Origin of the sequence: Collinsella sp. CLA-ER-H4 (assembly GCF_040092395.1) — a bacterium.
GTDB lineage: Bacteria > Actinomycetota > Coriobacteriia > Coriobacteriales > Coriobacteriaceae > Collinsella.
In genome coordinates this window covers 433,997-452,572 of sequence record NZ_JBBNLQ010000001.1, presented here as the reverse complement: position 1 = coordinate 452,572, position 18,576 = coordinate 433,997, and the positions used below count along the sequence as shown (strand labels likewise).

General features: G+C 61.6%; 13 protein-coding genes and 1 tRNA gene. 7 read left to right on the top strand and 7 right to left on the bottom strand.

Annotated features, from left to right (window positions below):
• Positions 1 to 24: 24 nt before the first annotated feature.
• From AAAX34_RS01885 to AAAX34_RS01875, 3 genes are all read right to left on the bottom strand, one after another.
• Positions 25 to 1,521, bottom strand: a complete 1,497-nt coding sequence (locus AAAX34_RS01885) for a hypothetical protein (protein ID WP_349109796.1) — start codon at positions 1,519 to 1,521, stop codon at positions 25 to 27.
• A 240-nt stretch (positions 1,522 to 1,761) separates the two neighbouring features.
• Positions 1,762 to 2,769, bottom strand: coding sequence for a DUF5692 family protein (locus tag AAAX34_RS01880; protein WP_349109795.1), 1,008 nt, complete (start codon positions 2,767 to 2,769; stop codon positions 1,762 to 1,764).
• A 63-nt stretch (positions 2,770 to 2,832) separates the two neighbouring features.
• Positions 2,833 to 3,495, bottom strand: a complete 663-nt coding sequence (locus AAAX34_RS01875) for a TetR/AcrR family transcriptional regulator (RefSeq protein WP_349109794.1) — start codon at positions 3,493 to 3,495, stop codon at positions 2,833 to 2,835.
• A gap of 189 nt (positions 3,496 to 3,684) precedes the next feature.
• Between AAAX34_RS01875 and AAAX34_RS01870 the strand changes: the two genes are divergently transcribed.
• The 7 genes from AAAX34_RS01870 (at position 3,685) to AAAX34_RS01840 (ending at position 10,986) form a co-directional block, all read left to right on the top strand.
• Positions 3,685 to 6,462, top strand: coding sequence for an FAD-dependent oxidoreductase (locus AAAX34_RS01870; protein WP_349109793.1), 2,778 nt, complete (start codon positions 3,685 to 3,687; stop codon positions 6,460 to 6,462).
• A 6-nt stretch (positions 6,463 to 6,468) separates the two neighbouring features.
• Positions 6,469 to 6,987 (top strand): hydrogenase maturation nickel metallochaperone HypA, encoded by a 519-nt coding sequence (locus AAAX34_RS01865; RefSeq protein ID WP_349109792.1) that lies wholly within the window; start codon positions 6,469 to 6,471, stop codon positions 6,985 to 6,987.
• Between the two features lie 337 nt (positions 6,988 to 7,324).
• Complete coding sequence (locus tag AAAX34_RS01860; RefSeq protein WP_006235196.1) at positions 7,325 to 8,314, top strand: PTS sugar transporter subunit IIB; 990 nt, start codon at positions 7,325 to 7,327, stop codon at positions 8,312 to 8,314.
• Between the two features lie 18 nt (positions 8,315 to 8,332).
• Entirely contained in the window at positions 8,333 to 9,151 is an 819-nt protein-coding gene (locus AAAX34_RS01855; RefSeq protein ID WP_148332484.1) for a PTS mannose/fructose/sorbose transporter subunit IIC, read from the top strand.
• Between the two features lie 16 nt (positions 9,152 to 9,167).
• Positions 9,168 to 10,088: a PTS system mannose/fructose/sorbose family transporter subunit IID gene (locus tag AAAX34_RS01850; RefSeq protein WP_138340871.1), complete on the top strand. Its 921-nt coding sequence runs from the start codon at positions 9,168 to 9,170 to the stop codon at positions 10,086 to 10,088.
• Positions 10,089 to 10,208: 120 nt separating this feature from the next.
• Positions 10,209 to 10,607 carry a DUF956 family protein gene (locus tag AAAX34_RS01845; RefSeq protein WP_006235193.1) on the top strand — a complete coding sequence of 133 codons (399 nt, stop codon included), beginning with the start codon at positions 10,209 to 10,211 and terminating at the stop codon, positions 10,605 to 10,607.
• A gap of 303 nt (positions 10,608 to 10,910) precedes the next feature.
• A tRNA-Arg gene (locus AAAX34_RS01840) sits at positions 10,911 to 10,986 on the top strand.
• Positions 10,987 to 11,267: 281 nt separating this feature from the next.
• Here the strand turns inward: AAAX34_RS01840 and pknB are convergent.
• The 4 genes from pknB to AAAX34_RS01820 form a co-directional block, all read right to left on the bottom strand.
• Positions 11,268 to 13,229: a Stk1 family PASTA domain-containing Ser/Thr kinase gene (gene pknB / locus AAAX34_RS01835; RefSeq protein WP_349109791.1), complete on the bottom strand. Its 1,962-nt coding sequence runs from the start codon at positions 13,227 to 13,229 to the stop codon at positions 11,268 to 11,270.
• 132 nt (positions 13,230 to 13,361) lie between these two features.
• Positions 13,362 to 16,232, bottom strand: a complete 2,871-nt coding sequence (locus AAAX34_RS01830; protein WP_349109790.1) for an FtsW/RodA/SpoVE family cell cycle protein — start codon at positions 16,230 to 16,232, stop codon at positions 13,362 to 13,364.
• 16 nt (positions 16,233 to 16,248) lie between these two features.
• The gene (locus AAAX34_RS01825) at positions 16,249 to 18,162 is read right to left on the bottom strand and encodes a Stp1/IreP family PP2C-type Ser/Thr phosphatase (RefSeq protein WP_349109789.1); all 1,914 of its coding nucleotides are present in this window, start codon (positions 18,160 to 18,162) and stop codon (positions 16,249 to 16,251) included.
• Positions 18,159 to 18,575 carry an FHA domain-containing protein gene (locus AAAX34_RS01820; RefSeq protein WP_006235180.1) on the bottom strand — a complete coding sequence of 139 codons (417 nt, stop codon included), beginning with the start codon at positions 18,573 to 18,575 and terminating at the stop codon, positions 18,159 to 18,161. Before AAAX34_RS01820 ends, AAAX34_RS01825 begins: the two co-directional genes overlap by 4 nt.
• Between the last annotated feature and the right edge of the window lies 1 nt (position 18,576).

Sequence of the window (18,576 nt, the reverse complement as noted above, 5' to 3'; positions counted from 1 at the left end):
GTTGGGCGGCTGTCTTCGGGCTGGCTAGTCCTGGGCTTTGATGCTCGGCAGCAGGATCTGCGCGAGGTAGTCGGTCTCGAGTTTGGTCGCGGTGTCTGCCTTGCCGTCTTTGCCGACCAACACGTTCTTGATCTGGCTATAGGTGTAGCGGTTGCCGGTCGTAAGCTCGACAAGCTCAATGGCCGTGTCCATGGGGTAGGTCGACACGGGGTCTTGCGTGCGCCCGTTGATGGTCTGGGGCACCACATACGGATAGACGGGGCCGCTGGCGTAGACGGTGTAGCCGTTGCCAAGGTTTGCCGCACCCAAAACCGTATCGCCCTCATCGGGCGTAAAGCTCTCGCCGTCGCGCACCGTGACGAGCGTCACGAGCGGTGTGTTGGTGTCGCCGTCCAGATAAATGCACAGCGTGTCGCCGTTTTGCCAGGTTGCGACCTTGCCATACCACTCAACCGGAATATCGAGCTGGTAGAGGTCGGTTGCCTTGTGGCGAGCGTCAGCATCACGGGATGCCTGTGCCTTTTGCGCGCTCACGGCATTGACGGCGGCGTCGCGCCGCGCGGTTGCCGCCTGCTGAAGTATCTTGGCGGCCGCGGCGGAGCTCGCACCTCCTTCCTCGGCATACTTGGCGGCGGCATCGATCTGGTCGTCAGTCACCGTGTCGGCCGAAGGCACCTTGAGCTTAAAGGCGGCCTGGGCACTTAAATCCTGTCCATCGCTCTTAACGGTGACCTGCGTCTTGGTGGTCGGGACGGTATAGACGGTGCCGTCGGCCGCGATGGGGGAGGCGGCGATGGAGAGCGTGTAATCGCCGGGCAGCAGTTTGATGCCGCGGCCGTGCTCGTCAACATAGAGTGTTTCGCTCACGGAGGAGCCATCAGCGTCCTGACCGCTCACCTGTACGGGAATCTTGGAGCCGGTGGAACAGTCGAGGCCCGCGGCATGCACGCCAATCTGCACTGACATCATCGTGTGGGCATTGGCGGCGGCAGCGGCAGCCTGCTCTTGCTGATATCCGTTCCAGGCAGCATAGCCTGCACCGCCGGCGACGAGCGCGACGGCCACGACACCGGCGACCATCAGATTGCGGCGCTTGGGCGACATCTTGCGATGGCGAACCTCGGCTTCGTGTGCCGAGGGGACGGACGGCAGGGGAATATCGCCCATGGCGATGGTCTCGTCCACGGCTGGTGCGGAACCCAGGCCAGGAAGCTCGCGAGTCAGCGAATCCTCGGCCGGCAAGCTGTCGAGCAAGACGGTTTCCTCGCCCGTGTCGGATTCGGGCTGATTGCCGGCCTCGCTTTCGGTGTCTTCGTGACCTGCCTCATCTTCGGAAGGCTCAACGTCGTCTGCATCCTGATCATCGGACTGCGCCTCGGCTTCCGGCTCATCCTGCACATCAACGCCCGAATCGTCAAACGCAATCTCATCGAGTGAAATCCGGTCTAAGCTCTCCAAGGCCTCAGCGCAAGCTTCTGCATCTTGGGCCGCATCCTCTTGGCCCATCGTCTCATCATTCATACATCCCCCAAGCTCAATATCGGGACAACAATGTACCCAAAAACAGAGTCATATAGAGCTGTCAGGCGATCGGAAATCTGATTTTATCTGTGCGAGAGGTTTTGAATATGTGCGTGGATGCGCGCAACAACAAAAAGCCCCCGGAAAGCGGACAATCGCTTTCCGGGGGCATGCAATACGTTGCATTGCGCGGAGTCGGCCAGGCGGCTTCACATTCAAGCGGAGTTTGCGTCGGGCGCGTTACTCGGCGTGTGCGTAATCAACCTTGGCGCGGCGAGCAGTAGCCTTCTCCCAATCGCTGGTGCCCTCAAAGACATCCTGCTTGTAGGGATTGCGGCCGAGCTTCTTGGCGCGGTAGGCGATGTAGATGATCGCGGCGACGTTGGCGACCAGTGCGGCGATCGAGACCGCGGTAGCGGCGCCGGGGTCGAGCGTGGAGTGGGTCACAAAGATGGACTCCTCCTGGAAGTACGGGAACACCTGGGCAAACATGCACCAAATAGCCAGCGTAAAGGCGCGGTTCTTGATCCAGCCGCCCTTGTTCCAGATAAAGGCGGCGACGGTGGGCGCCAGCAGCAGCGCAAAGCCGCAGAACCAGGAGTGGGTGGGCAGGCAGTTGTAGGTGTAGCAGAAGTTCCAGATATCGTAGGCGATGATGTAGACCCAGGTCATATCGGGCCACAGCATGTCGGTCTTGTCCTCGGAGGCGTAGACGCTCCACCAACCGGTCATGCAGAAGATGTTGATGATACCGGCGATGCCGTTAAACACGTTGTTCCAGCCGGCCAGCTGCGTAGCACCTTCGGAGGTGACCCAGGTGGACTCGCCCAGGACAAAGAAGTGATAGGCGCTCTCAAAGTCGGACACGACGGCAATCATGATGTTGATGGCGACGATCACAAACGGCCATGCGCGGAACCAATGCGCCTTGCCGATCTTTCCCCACTGGTACTTAATGGCAATGAAGCCCCAGCAACCGGCGAGCGCCGCGTATACCTTGGCGTAGTGGAACCAGCTGTTCTGGTACACATGGGTGGGGTTGGCGAGCGCCCACTCGGCACCCTGCGAAACGCCCACGGCGATGGCGACGCAGTAGATGGTCATGGCCAGCGGAGCCACGCCAAAGATGATTGCCGCGCCCAGCTTGGTGCGGCGGCCGACCTCGTTGAGCACGATCAGGCCGATAAAGACCATGGCCCAGCCGGCCCAGTGGATAAGGGTATCGCTACCCCAAACATCGAACAGCATGCTGCTCTCCTTTCACACGCCCGCGGCCCCTCTTCTGATCGCGGGCAGTTTGGCCAAATGTCGTCAGTTCTGGGGCTTGCGCTCCGGATACTTGGCGGTATAGCCCTCGATGTGGAGTGTCGAGGCGATGATTTCCTTGACCGTCTCGTCGGGCACATCCGGGTGCGTGCGGATATACATCAACAACCCCATGATGAGGGTGTAGAACGTTTCGTAGACATGGTCGATGCGCAGCTCGTGGTGGGCGACAAAATCCACCACGGTGGTGTCGCAGATATACTGCGCCACACGCTGGACCACGTTGTGCAAAAAGCCGCCGTAGAGCGCGCCGCTGTTGGAGGTCAGAGTGTGCGGCAGTTCGTGGCCGCTGGCGACCAGGCGCTTAAAGAGCGGGGCGACGGTGTCGAGCGCGCCCTCGATATCACCGACGGTGCGGTTGGCATTCCACTGCTCGAGCTCGGAGATAAAACCGTCGATTGCCTCGTCCATGACGGCGGTGACGGCGGCGTCCATGTCGGCGAAGTAGTGGTAGAACAATGAACGCGTGCAGCCGGCTCGCTTGGTCACGGCCGATACCGATAGGTGGGACACGCCCAGCTCGGAGCTTACGGTGCGCACGGCATCGAGGATCTCACGACGGCGTTCGTCGCCCGTCAGGCGCTTTGCCGCGCTATCGGATGCGGAGACGGCATCGACCACAGAGGTACCTGCTGTGTTGTTGCCCATGTTTTGCCGCCTTTCATCCTCTTTTGCCTGACCGTTCGCCTAACAGTCTTGAATATTGTTGACGGTTCGTCAATACTATTTTTGACACAATGTCAACAATGGCGGGTGAACGGCATGGGGGCATGCCCGGCCTGCAAAAAAAGAGGGGTGCCGCGGTCCCGCCGGGCTGTGGCAAGAGAAGGGACAACCATGATTCTCAACGGACCGGGGATTAGCTACACCGAGCCCGACATCGGTTCGGAGTTCGTGCCGCCGCTGCCGGAGCATCCGCGCGAGGCCATCGTCAAGCTGTGCGAGCACTGCACCAACCGTCTGCTGCATCGCGATGAGCTGCTGGGCTACGAGTACTGGTCGTTTGCCGAGGCTGCAACCGACGAGCAGGCCGAAGTGCTCTGCAAGATGAAGATGCGCCGTCCCTATACGCTGCCTGAGATGGTCAAGCTCACCGGCATGCCCGAAGCCGATATCGAGAAGATGCTCGACGACATGAGCTACACGGGTCTGCTCGAGTACAACTGGGAAAACCCCGAGCGCGCCAAGCAGTGGGTGCTGCCCATGCTGGTGCCGGGTTCCGCCGAGTTCCTCAACATGCGCGTGAGCCAGCTCGAGGAGCACCCGGTCTATGCCAAGTTCTTTGAGCAGGCGTCCAAGGGACCGCTGTCCAAGGCCACGCCGATGGTGCCGCCCGGTGGTGCCGGCATCGGCATGCATGTCATTCCGGTCGAGAAGGCTATCGATGCCGCGAGCACGTCGGTGCCGATCGAGCATATCGAGCATTGGCTCGACAAATATGATGGCAAATATGCCGCTAGCACCTGCAGCTGCCGCGCGAGCCGTCGCGTGATGGGTGAGGGCTGCGCCGACGACCCGGCCGATTGGTGCATCGCCGTGGGCGATATGGCCGACTACGTGGTCGAGACCGACCGTGGCCACTATGTGACGCGCGAAGAGGTCTACGACATCTTGCGCCAGGCCGAGGACAACGGCTTTGTGCACCAGATTACCAACATTGACGGCGAGAACAAGATCTTCGCTATCTGCAACTGCAACGTCAACGTGTGCTACGCCCTGCGCACCTCTCAGCTGTTCAACACGCCCAACCTGTCGCGCTCGGCCTATGTCGCCAAGGTCGAGAAGGACAAGTGCGTTGCCTGCGGTCGCTGCGTTGAGGTGTGCCCGGCCGGCGCCGCCAAGCTCGGCCAGAAGCTCTGCAGCAAAAAGGCCGGCGGACAGGTGCCCGAGTATCCGCGCCAGGAGCTGCCCGACGCCACCAAATGGGATCACACCAAGTGGTCGCCCAACTACCGCAACGACAACCGTATCGAGACGCATGAGTCCGGCACCGCTCCCTGCAAGACGGCCTGCCCCGCGCACGTTGCCGTTCAGGGCTATTTGAAGCTCGCGGCTCAGGGTCGCTATGACGAGGCTCTGGCGCTCATCAAGCGCGAGAACCCGCTGCCCGCTATCTGCGGCCGTGTGTGCAACCGCCGCTGCGAGAATGCCTGCACCCGCGGCCGTGTGGACGCCGCCGTGGCTATCGACGAGGTCAAGAAGTTTATCGCCCAGCGCGATCTGGACGCCGCGACCCGCTATGTCCCACCTGTGGTGACCCCGACGCGTGCCGGCGGCTTCGATCAGAAGATTGCCATTATCGGTGCCGGTCCGGCCGGCCTGTCCTGTGCCTTCTATCTGGTCGAGAAGGGCTACAAGCCCGTCGTATTCGAGAAGAACGAGCACCCGGGCGGCATGCTCACCTACGGCATTCCCAGCTTTAAGCTGCAGAAGGATGTTATCGAGGCCGAGGTCGAGATCATTCGCCTGATGGGTGCCGAGTTCCGCTATGGCGTTGAGGTCGGTCGCGATGTGACGCTCGACGAGCTGCGCGCGCAGGGCTTTAAGGCCTTCTACGTTGCCATTGGCTGCCAGGGCGGCCGCCTTGCCGGTATTCCGGGTGAGGATGCCGAGGACGTGACCGTGGCCGTCGACTTTTTGCGCGAGGTCAACAGTGGCAAGATCGACGCGCTGCCCGGCCGCACCATTGTGGTGGGCGGCGGCAACGTGGCTATCGATGTCGCGCGCAACGCCTGCCGTCTGGGTTCCGAGCACGTTGAGATGTTCTGCCTGGAGAGCGAGGCCCAGATGCCCGCCAGCGAGGAAGAACGTCGCGAGGCCGTTGAGGACGGCGCTCGCATCAGCTGCGGCTGGGGCCCCAAGGAGATTCACCTGGACGAGGCCGGTCGTGTGTGCGGTATCACCTTCAAGCGCTGCACGTGTGTCTTTGACGACGAGGGCCGTTTTGCGCCCGAGTACGACGAGAACGATCTGCGCCGTGTCGATGCCGACCGTGTCGTCATGTCGATTGGCCAGTCCATTGTGTGGGGCGACCTGCTGGCTGGCTCCAAGGTGGAGCTCGGCCGCGGCCAGGGTGCCCTTGCCGATCCCCAGACCTACCAGACCGCCGAGCCAGACATCTTTGTGGGCGGCGACGTCTACACCGGCCCCAGCTTTGCCATCGACGCTATCGCCGCCGGCCACGAGGCCGCGGTGTCTATCCATCGCTTTGTGCAGCCGGGCTCCACGCTCACCATCGGCCGCAATCAGCGCCGCTACACCGCGCTCGACCGCGACGACGTTGTGCTCGAGAGCTACGACAACGCGAGCCGCGAGGTTGCGCATGTGGACCGCGAACGCGAGAAGGCTGCGCCGTTTAGCGAGTATGTTGAGACCTTTACCGAGGAGCAGGTGCGCGCCGAGACCGCCCGCTGCCTGGGCTGCGGCGCCTCGATCGTCGACCCCAACAAGTGCATCGGCTGTGGCCTGTGCACCACCAAGTGCGCGTTCGATGCCATCCACCTGGATCGAGATCGCCCCGAGTGCTCCACGATGGTCAAATACGAGCAAAAGCTCCCGAGCCTCGGCAAGTATGCGCTCAAGCGTGCGATTAAAATTAAGCTCGGTCGTAAATAGGTAACCATGGCGGGTAAGGGGACGGCGCAGACTAGATTTCGCCGTCCCCTTGCTTTGAGTGTGCATCGAATCAACCTCTGCAGAAAGGGTTTCGACTTGCATGAATTAGGGATTGTGTATCACATTATTCGCGATGTTGAGAACGTGGCGCGTGCCAATGGCGTGCGTCGCGTTTCGAGCGTCACGCTGCTGCTGGGCGAGGTCTCGGGCGTCGTCCCCGATCTACTACTCGACGCTTGGCGCTGGGCGGCGGATAAAAAGCCTATCACGCAGGGCGCGGAGCTTATCGTGGAGCCTGTCGAGGCCGTGACGCATTGCGAGGCGTGCGGCCGCGACTACGCGACGGTCGAGCACGGCAAGACTTGCCCCCATTGCGGCAGCGGTGAAACATACCTGCTGCAGGGCCAGGAGGTCATGATCAAACAGATCGAGACCCCCGACGAGGACCCGGCAGACGCTGCTCCTGACGGCCTCTCCGACGCCCCCGACGCCGTCGACGCCGCCAACCCTCTCCACATCGCCTAACATCTAATGACTACATGGACTAGAGTTCTAAACATATTTGCTTCGGTTAGTCAAGTCATGTCTGTTTAAACAAAATGGTGGCACGCAGACGCACTGGGATCCACCTAAAAGCGGTCTTAACGAACAGTGCACCTTTATATGTCTTTGAAAGCAATCAGCAAATCACGTTTTAGCAGGCAATAAGCTGTAAACCGGCAACGTAATCAATTTGTAACAAACTTAGACGTTTAAACAAATAATCCAACCTTTTGCGGATTTAGCTATAATTCCACAAACCAAACAGCTATACTCCTTTCATGTCGTGTAGGAAATACGTAGACAAAAAGGAGGTTATGTGATGGTAAGTATTGTTCTTGCTAGCCACGGGGACTTGGCAGCTGGAATCAAGCAGACGGGCTCGATGGTCTTTGGCGATCAGCCGTCTGTTGCCGTGGTCTCGCTCGAGCCGAGCATGGGCCCCGACGACTTCCGTGCCAAGGTCGAGGAAGCAATCGCTTCCTTCGAAGACCAGGAGCAGGTGCTCTTCCTCGTTGATCTGTGGGGCGGCACGCCGTTCAACCAGATCAGCGGGCTCATCGAGGGCCACGATTCCTGGGCTATCGTCACCGGTGTCAACCTGCCTATGCTCATCGAGGCATATTCGCAGCGCTTTGACGCAAAGAACACTGCACATGCGATCGCAAAACATCTCGTGACTGAGGCTAAGGCTGGCGTGCGCGTCAAGCCCGAGTCTCTGGAGCCCGAGGAGAAGAAGCCGGCTGCGGCCGCCGCTGCTCCTGCAGGCGCCATCCCTCCGGGAACGGTCATCGGCGATGGGCACATCAAGATCGCCCACGTCCGTATCGACACCCGTCTGCTTCATGGCCAGGTGGCCACCACGTGGACCAAGCAGATCAACCCCAACCGCATCATCGTGGTTTCCGACGGCGTTGCTCACGACGAGCTCCGCAAGACCATGATCGAGCAGGCTGCCCCTCCGGGAGTCCATGCCAACGTCGTGCCCATCAAGAAGATGGCCGAGGTCGTCAAGGACACGCGCTTTGGTGACACCAAGGCCATGCTGCTCTTTGAGAACCCGCAGGATCTGCTCAAGGCCATCGAGGCCGGCGTCGACATCAAGGAAGTCAACATCGGTTCCATGGCTCACTCCAAGGGCAAGGTCGTCGTCACCAACGCCGTCGCTATGGGCGATGACGACGTTAAGACTCTCGAGGCCCTCAAGGCCAAGGGCGTCAAGTTCGAGGTCCGCAAGGTTCCTTCGGATTCCTCTGAGGATCTCGACGCCATGTTGAAGAAAGCTAAGGCCGAACTGGCCGCTCAAGCATAGTAAAGGAGGGTCCGATACATGTCTGCAATCACTATTCTGCTTGTTGCGATTGTCGCGTTGCTTGCCGGTATGGAAGGCATTCTGGATGAGTTCCAGTTCCATCAGCCGCTCGTGGCATGCACGCTTATCGGTCTCGTAACCGGTCACCTTCAGGAGGGCATCCTCCTGGGCGGTTCGCTCCAGATGATGGCCCTTGGCTGGGCTAACGTCGGCGCCGCTGTCGCGCCTGACGCCGCTCTGGCCTCGGTCGCTTCTTCGATCATCATGGTGCTCGCCCTCAACGGTGGCGCCACCGATTCGGCCAAGGCCGTTACCGCCGCCATCGCCGTCGCCGTCCCGCTGTCGGTCGCTGGTCTGTTCCTGACCATGATCTGCCGTACCATTGCTACCGCTATCGCTCACGCCATGGACGGTTGCGCCGAGAAGGGCGACTTCTCCGGCATCGAGCGCTGGCAGTATGCTGCCATCCTCATGCAGGGCCTTCGTATCGCCATCCCGGCAGTGCTTCTGTGCGTCATCCCGGCCGAGGCCGTTACCAACGCGCTTAACGCTATGCCCGACTGGCTGTCCGGCGGCATGGCTGTCGGCGGCGGCATGGTCGCTTCCGTCGGTTACGCCATGGTCATCAACATGATGGCCACCAAGGAGACCTGGCCGTTCTTCGTCCTCGGCTTTGTCCTTGCTGCCATCCCTCAGCTCACGCTGATCGCCCTTGGTCTCATCGGCATCTCCCTTGCCCTCATCTACCTTGGCCTTAAGGATCTGGCCAAGCAGGGTGGCGGCATGGGCGGCGGCTCCGGTGACCCGCTCGGCGACATTCTGAACGATTACGAGTAGGAGGGGAGTGATACATATGGCAGAGAACAAGATTCAGCTCACCAAGGCTGACCGCAAGAAGGTTTGCTTCCGTCATCAGTTCCTTCAGGGCTCGTGGAACTACGAGCGTATGCAGAACGGCGGCTGGTGCTTCGCAATGATCCCTGCGATCAAGAAGCTCTACACCAGCAAGGATGACCAGATTGCCGCTCTTAAGCGCCACCTGGAGTTCTATAACACCCACCCCTATGTTTCCGCCCCCGTCATTGGCGTTACCCTCGCCCTCGAGGAGGAGCGCGCCAACGGTGCTCCGATCGATGACGTCGCCATCCAGGGCGTCAAGGTCGGTATGATGGGCCCGCTCGCCGGCGTCGGTGATCCCGTCTTCTGGTTCACCCTTCGCCCGATTCTGGGCGCTCTGGGCGCTTCCCTGGCCCTGTCCGGCAGCATCGCCGGTCCGTTGCTGTTCTTCTTCGCGTGGAACATCATCCGTTACGCCTTCCTGTGGTACACGCAGGAGTTTGGCTACAAGGTCGGCTCCTCCATCGCCAAGGACCTCTCCGGTGGTCTGATGGGCAAGGTCACCGAGGGCGCTTCCATCCTGGGTATGTTCATCATCGGCGCCCTGGTCGAGCGCTGGGTGTCCATTTCCTTCACCCCGATCGTCTCCACGGTCAAGCAGTCTGCTGGCGCCTTTATCGACTGGGCTAGCCTGCCCTCCGGTTCCGAGGGTATCAAGGAAGCGCTGACGATGTACAACTCCGTCGGTGCTACCGCCCTTGATCAGATGAAGGTCACCACGCTTCAGGCCAACCTCGATCAGCTCATCCCCGGCCTTGCCGCCGTGTGCCTGACCCTGCTGGTCTGCAAGCTCCTCAAGAAGAAGGTCAGCCCGATCGTCATCATCCTGGCTCTCTTCGCCGTCGGCATCATCGGTCGCTTCTGCGGCTTCATGTAAGCACGCTTCGGCTTAAGACCGAGAATTGCTAGGCAAGGGCTTTTGAGCCATTGAAACGGACCGCACCCGGTGGGTACACTGGATGCGGTCCGATTGTTTTATTTGGAGGGCGAGGCGCGCATGGCGCAATCTCAGAACAGCACGGTCGATCTGGCAACGCCGGCAACCTGCCTGATGGGGCTTACCAGCCACGGTAACGTGATGGTGGGCAATAAGGCGTTCGAGTATTACAACGAGCGCAATCCCGAGGATTATATTCAAATCCCGTGGGACGAGGTCGACTATATTGCCGCCGAGGTTTTACGCGGCACCAAGAAGATCACGCGTTTTGCCATCTTCACCAAGGACAACGGTCACTTTACGTTCTCGACGCGCGATGACAAAGAGACGTTGCGCGCGGTTCGCAAGTACGTCGACGAGGATAAGCTCGTGCGTTCGCCCGACTTTATCGATGTGACGGCCAAGGGCGCCAAGAGCATCCCCTCCGTTATCAAAAACCTCTTCCACAAAGGCAACTAGTCATTAAAGAGCGCCCCCCAAAGTGGGACGCAGTTTCCCATGGGGCTCGATTGGGAAAGTGCATCCCAGTTCGAGCGCCGATTCCGGGATGTAGTTTCCGGAACGGGGTCGTTTGGGAAACCGTGTCCCGTTTCGAGCCGAAATTCTGGGACACAGTTTCCAGCGAGGTCCCATTGGGAAAGTTTGACCCAGAATTTGCCTGGATAGTGGGACACACTTTCCGGAGGGCTGTTCCACCGCAACTTCGAAGAGTGGCTATACGCTGTATTACAACGGCGTAAATCTGCTACACTAGTACAACATGCCTCCGTAGCTCAGGGGATAGAGCACCGCTCTCCTAAAGCGGGTGTCGACGGTTCGAATCCGCCCGGGGGCACCAGAAGATTATGACGGCGTCGCGAGAGCGGCGCCGTTTCTGGTTTGTGGGAGCTGTCGGCGGATTCGGACCGTCGACACCCGCGTCACCAATTTCCCCGCGGGGGAGTTTTCGAATCCGCCCGGGGGCACCAGAGGAATATCGAGCCCGGTACCGCTACGGTGCCGGGCTCTTCTGGTTCAATGCCATGTCAAAAACGAAGCGCCCGCTTGCTGGGGGAGCAAGCGGGCGCCTGTGAGCGAATATGTTTGCGGCGAGAGCCGTGATGAGCGGTGGGGTGGCGACTAGTTGGTCGTACCGGAATCGTCACCCGTGCCCGAGCCAGAGCCCGAACCCGAGCCAGAAAGTGCGACCGTCAGCGTGATCGTGCTGTCGGTGGACTGCTTGCCGGTGGGGGAGACGCCCGTAACGGTGGCATCCTCGTTACCGCTCACGGGATTGCCGTTCTGGTCGCAGAAGCCGATGTTATAGAAACCGGCGTTGTTGAGCGCGGTAACAGCGGCGGAAATGCTCTTACCGTACAGGTTGCCCGGGACGGCGGCCTTGCCGGACTTCTTGGCAATGACGACGGTAATCGTGGCGCCGGGCTTCTGCTTGCCGCTGGGGTTCCAGCTGATCACGGTGCCCTCGGTAACCGAGTCGTTCTCCTGGTAGCTCACGTCGACGCCAAAGCCTGCCATATCGAGGGCGTTGCGCGCCTGGGCCTCGGTCATGTCGGTCAGATCGGGGACGGACGTGGTATCCGGGCCGCCCGAGACTTTGTACGAGATGGTCGTGCCCTTCGCGACTTCCTTACCGGCTTCGGTGCTCTGCTCAAAGACCTGGCCCTCATCGGCCTCGTTGGCCTCCTCGGAGACGTTGCCCTTCAGGCCAACGCTTGCCAGCGCGGCTTCTGCCTGGTCCTTAGTCAGGCCGACAAGCCGGGGAACCTCAACCTTCTCGGAGGGCTTGGGGCCCTTGGAGATTACCAGGTTCACCTTGGTGCCCTTGGCCTTCTTGGTGTTGCCGTTGGGCGTCTGCTCGGCGACCTTGCCCTCGTCGACATCGTCGTTGTAGCTTTGGTCGATGGTGCCGACCTCGAGGCCGGCTTCCTTGATCAGCTCGACGGCAGTCTGCTGGTCCTTGCCCAGTACATCGGGAACGGTGACCTGCTCGCCGCCAAAGAGTCCTGTGGCAAAGGCCACCACGATGCCGATGACGGCAACCGCTGCCACCACGGCGGCGATGATCTTGTTCTTGTTGGATTTGGGCTCTTCGACCTCGTAGGAGCCGGTGGAGCCCGAAACCGAGCTACGGACGGTATTCTGGCCGCTCACGCCCGAGACGGGACGCACCATGGCGCGCGTCTGATCGGAAAGCTCGCGAGTCTTGGTGGCGCCCAACTCACCGGGGGCACCGATGATGCGCGTGGGCTCCGAGACGTTGACGGCACGGCCCGACAGGTAGCTGTTGAGCACCTGACGCAGCTCGTCGGCGGTCTGGAAGCGGTTTGCGGGGTCCTTCTCCATGCACTTGAGGATGATGCGCTCAAGGTCGGCGTCGACACCGGAGTTGATCTGGCTCGGCGGAATAGGCAGCTCGTTGACCTGCTTGAGTGCGACCGAGATAGCGTCGTCACCGTCAAAGGGCACGCGGCCGGTGGCGCACTCGTACATCACGACGCCCAGCGAGTAGATATCCGAGGTGGGGCCGAGGTCCTGACCACGGGTCTGCTCGGGGCTGACGTAGTGGGCGGTTCCCAGCACGTTGTTGTCTTGCGTGAGGTGGCTGTTCTTGGCGCGCGCGATGCCAAAGTCCATCACCTTGATGTTGCCGTCGGGCAGCACCATGATGTTCTGCGGCTTAATGTCGCGGTGGATGATCTCGTGCTTGTGGGCGACCGAAAGCGCGGAGCTGATCTGCGAGCCGATCTGGGCGACCTTCTTGGGGTCGAGGGCGCCGTGGCTCTTGATGCCGCTCTTAAGGTCGGTGCCGCGCAGGTACTCCATGACGATGTAATAGGTGTCGCCGTCCTTGCCCCAATCGTAGACGCCCACGATATAGGGGGAGGAGAGACCGGCTGCTGCCTGGGCCTCCTGCTTAAAGCGTGCGGCGAAGGTTGCGTCGCCAGCATACTGCGGCAGCATGATCTTGACGGCTACCGTGCGGTCGAGGACCTGGTCCTGTGCACGGTAGACGGTCGCCATGCCGCCTGTTCCCACCTTATCCTTGAGGAGGTATCTTCCCCCGAGGACCCTCTGTTCCATTCCTGCTCCTAACATAACTATTCGCTCAACGATGTGTGTAGTACCTACGATGTGGCCGCTGGGGCCGTGTGGCGCGTTGCCGCTAACTCTTCGGCCGCGGCGCGCCTCTGGTGTCCGATTCGATCATGGGCATCACGCTCCCTGTGCGGCAAGCGCCGCGGTCAGGACGATACCGGCAATCTTGGCGGCCTTGACGTCATGCTTGTCGAAATCCTCCAAGGCCACCGAGATGGCGACCGTGGGTGAATCGTAAGGTGCAAAGCCAACGAACATCGAGTTGACGTTGGTGCCGCCGGTCTCGGCCGAGCCGGTCTTGCCGGCGACCTTGACGCCGGGGATCTGGGCATCGGTGCCGGTGCCGGATTGGACGACGGCAAGCATGGCCTGCTTGACCTGGTCGGCCGTGGCGGAGCTGACGGCCTGACCCAGCGAGCGGGACTGCGTGGTCTTGACCACGGTTCCGTCCGGGGCGAGTACCTGGGCTACAAAGTACGGGTCCATGACCACACCACTGTTAGCGATGGCGGCGGCAATCACGGCGTTTTGCATGACGGTGGTCTGCGGGCCGGGCGTGTGGTCCATGCCGACAGGCTGGCCGGCGCCGGCCCAGGCGGTCTCCCACTCGGTCATGAGCGACGGGTCGGCCATGATGGAGGCCGCGGAGGTCAGGTCCTGGCCGAGCTTTTGGCCGTAGCCAAAGGCGTTGGCAAACTGCACGAGCGTGTTTGCGCCAACTTCGTTTGCCACCTGGCCAAAGACGACGTTGGAGGACACGGCAAAGGCCTGCTGCAGGCTGATGGTACCGTAGCTCTCGTTGGCATAGTTGGTGACCGGTGCGTTGCCGATGTCCATGGAGCCGGGCGCCTGGTAGGTGCTGGTAAGGCTGGCGGTACCGGTCTCGAGTGCCGCGGAAAGCGTAACGACCTTAAACGTTGAGCCCGGCGTGTACAGCGCGTCCATGGCGCGATTGTACATGGAGCCGTCCTCGCCGCCGCCCGTCTGCAGCAGGGCATCGATGTTGGTGTTGTCGTAGGTGGGCGAGCTGGCACATGCGAGCACCGCGCCGGTACGCGGGTCGATGACCACTACAGCGCCCTTAAAGCCCTTGAGTGCCTGCTCGGCCGCCGTCTGGATACGCGAGTCGATGGTGAGCTTGGCGGTGTTGCCCGGCTGGGTCTGGCCCGCGAGCGACGCGATGGCGTTGTTCCAGCTGGAGTAGTCCTTAGAACCGGTGAGCGTGTCGTTCATGACGCTCTCGATGGCGGTGGTGCCATACTGCTGGCTCACGTAGCCAACCACGTGCGCTGCCAGGTTACCGTTGGGGTAGGAGCGTACGTAGGTGCCGTCCTCCTGCTGCAGCGACTCGGCCAGCGTCACGCCGTCGGACGTGATGATGGAACCGCGCTGGATGTACTTGGAGCGGGCGATGGTGTGGTTGTTGGTCGGCATGTCCTGATAGTCCTTGGCCTTGATGACCTGGACATAGGTGAGGTTGCCGATAAGGATGGCGAACAGCGCCGTAAAGGCGAGCACCGCACGGGTTAGACGGTTGGCGAGCGCAACGCGGCCGAGCACACCGGATTCAGGCGTGTCGAGCAGGCGACGGCGCATACGCGAGCCGATGGAATGGCTGCCGCTGCCGTAGGAAGACGAGGTGGCAAAGCGCGTGCCCGTCGGGGCGGCGGCAGATGCGACCTGATCATCGGTGATGGCGGTCATGGTGCCGGTGCCGGTAAGCTCGGCCTCGCGTCCGGTCGCCTCGTCACCGGCGCGCAGCAGGAGCGCGACGATGATAAAGCTCGCCAGCAGCGAGGAGCCGCCCTGGCTCATAAAGGGCAGGGTGACGCCGGTCAGCGGGATCAGGCGGGTTACGCCGCCAACGATCAAGAAGGCCTGGAAGCTGATGGCGGCCGTAAGGCCTGTGGCACTAAAGGCGGCGAGGTCGGATTTAGCGCGGGCAGCCGTGGTGAGGCCACGCACGGCAAAGAGCATAAACAGGATGAGCACGGCGCCGCCGCCCAAAAGGCCCATCTCCTCGCCGATAGCCGAGAAGATAAAGTCGGACTCGACGACAGGGATGTTGTTGGCCATGCCGTTGCCGATGCCAACACCGACCAGACCGCCATCGGCAAGCGAGAAGAGCGACTGGACGATCTGGTAGCCCTGGCCCTGGGCGTCCTTAAACGGATCGAGCCAAACCTGGAAACGCACCTGAACGTGAGACAGGAACTTGTAGGCGCCCACGGCTCCAACGGCTAAGAGCGCAAGGCCGATAACGACATACGAAAAGCGCCCCGTGGCAACGTAGAGCATCAGCAAGAAGATGGTGTAGAACAGCACGGCCGAACCCAGGTCGCGTTCGAAGACGACGACGAGCAGGCACACACCCCACACGGCAAACAGCGGCAGCAGCAGTCGCAGGCGAGGGATCTTAAAGCCCAGAATCTTGCGGTTGGAGATGGAGAGCAGCTCGCGGTTCTCGGCCAGGTAGCCGGCCAGGAACAGGACGATAAAGACCTTGGCGAACTCGCCGGGCTGGATGGTAAAGCCCGCGATGCGAATCCACAGCTTGGAGCCCGAGATCGTGGTGCCGATAAAGATAGGCAGCATCAGCAGAATGATGCCGATGATGCCAAAGGTGTACTTGTAGCGCATGACCACGTCGAGGTTTTTGACTAGTGCAAGCGTTCCCACCATGAGCGCCACCGAGACAAACAGGATGATGAGCTGTGAGATGGCGAGAGCGGGGGCGAGACGCGTCACGAACGTGATGCCGATGCCCGAAAGTATAAATACGATGGGCAGGATGGCGGGGTCGGCACCGGGCGCCAAGATGCGCACGGCAATGTGGGCCGCGGCAAAGGCGGCAAAGAGGCCGATCGGTACGGCGAGCGTCTCAAAGGAGATGGCAGCGCCCGCGGTGAGGACGTACATCGCATACAGCAGGATGACGGGGAACGCCGAGGCGATGAGCAAGAGCAGCTCGGTGTTGCGGCGACTCATAAGCGGCACTCCCTTTCTAATTCTTATCGGAGGCTTCGGCCTCGGCGGACTGTTCGGCGGTTTTCTCGGAATCTGATTCGGAGGTTGATCCCTGATTGGTGTTGTCGCGAATCGTTTGCGCGTCGATCACCTGGCGGGTCTGCTCCTCGTCGATCTGGTGGCGGTACTTGGATATCGTGTCCTGCGCATCGTCGACACTTGTTTGCGGAATGCCCGCCTTGAGGCGGTTTTGCGTGTCTTCGGGCAGGTCGGATAGCTTGATGCTGGTTTCGCTTTCGAGCCAGTGGAGCTTGAGTCCGAGCGGCTTGCCGGGCAGGCCGCGCCAGACGGCGACATTGCCCTGGTAGGTACCCAGGTAGTACGAGCCGGTGACACCCGTGTAGGCCCAGATGCCAGCTGCCAGCACAAAGACGAGGGCCAGAATGGCGGCGATAGTAATGTTGCGGCGACGCACGCGCTGCGCCTCGCGCATAACGCCATCGTCAACCAGGTCAACGACTACTACGGTCACGTTGTCGTGGCCGCCGGCAGCAAGCGCCGCGTCCACTAGGTTGTCGACGCAGATTTGCGCGGTTGAGGACTGCGTGGCGATGTTCTCGATATCGCTATCGGGAATCATGCTCGAAAGGCCGTCGGAGCACAGGATCAGGCGGTCGCCTTCCTCGATATGCAGGGTGAAGTGGTCGGCATACATGGCGGGGTCCGAGCCCAGTGCGCGGGTGATGACCGAACGGTTGGGGTGGACGCGAGCCTCGTCTGCCGTGATCTCGCCGGCGTCCACGAGCTCCTCCACGTAGGAGTGGTCGCGGGTCACGCGGATGAGCGTGCCCTCGTGGAGCAGATAGGCGCGAGAGTCGCCCACGTGGGCGATGGCGAGCGTGTCGTTTTCGATATAGGCGCAAGTGGCTGTGCAGCCCATGCCGGGCTTGCCCAGGCCGTTCAAGGCGGCCTCGATTACGGCGGCGTTAGCGGCCTCGACGGCTGCGGCCAAGCGTGCTGCGTCGGCGGACTGTGGGGCCGTTTTGGCAATAGTCTCGACGGCGATAGAAGAGGCTACCTCGCCGGCGGCGTGACCGCCCATGCCGTCGCATACGCAAAAGAGCGGCGACTGCACCAGGTAGGAGTCCTCATTGTGCGGGCGCACGCAGCCAACGTCGGAGCGGGCGCCCCACATGAGTTGCGTGGTGGTGCCGGCATCATAGGTCGAGTCGGTCTCGATGCGCTCCTCGGTCAGGGGCTCAAAGCTCATGGTCGAGCCGGGGTCTTTGAGCTTGGCCTCAACGGCGGCAACGTCGATCTCGGCTGTGTCACCGGGAGAGACGGTGTCGGTCTCGGCGTTTGATTCGGAATTGTCGGTGTCCGGGGAGTCGGGCTCCTCGGACACGTGGGCGGTCGACTCGTCGTCTTGCGGGCTGACGTCTATAGGCTCGGGCGTCGAAAAGTGCGACGGCGCGGGTGTGCTTTGCGACTGGGCGGCGGGCTCGGCCACGGCATCGGACTCGCTTGCGGGCGCAGGGCCGTCCTCGGGGGATGGCCCTGCCTCGGGCGCCGGCGTAGACGCGGGCGCAACCTCGGATGCCGGGGCTATGGGAAACGCCGGCGCGGCGGGCTCGGGTGCCGCAAACACCGCAGCGCTCTCGTTGATTGCCGCGGCGACGGGCTCTGCAAAGTGAGCCGGCGCCGGGGTTGCTTCGGGCGCTGTGGGCTGTTCCGCAGCATGTGCGCCGATGGGCGCCGCTACGGCATCCTCTTCGTCCTCGTTATCGGCGAGATCCGAAATATCATGCGTGACATGCGAAAGAGGCAGGGAGAACACGGTGTCCTCGGGCTCCACGGGTGCGGAGCCCGCCGGAGCGGCGTGGGCCGGCGCAGCTGTAGTGGCGGCCGGTGCCTCGGTCATAGTTGCGGACTTGTTCTCCTCGTCGATCATCGACGGTTCACCTTCATGACCACGTCGCCAATCTGGACTTCGTCGCCCTCGCGCAGCGTTGCGGGCTCCACGAGCTGGCGGCCGTTGACGAGCGTGCCGTTAAGCGAGTTGAGGTCCTCGATGATGAGCGCCGGGCCCTGCAGCGAAAAGCGCGCATGCGAGGCCGAGACAAACGGCTCGTTGATGCAGATGTCCGAAGACGGCGAGCGGCCGACGATGACGGGGCCGAGCATGTCTACGTGGATGCCGCGGATGCCGCGCGGACCTTTGTCCACATCAATCGTCCAGATAGCCGAGTCGCGGCGCTGCCCGCGCACAAGTCCCACGCCGGTCTTCATGACGGCGAACAGGAAGATATAGAGCAGGGCGACCAAGACGATGCGGCCTGCAAAAAGGACGATATCGATGTTCATA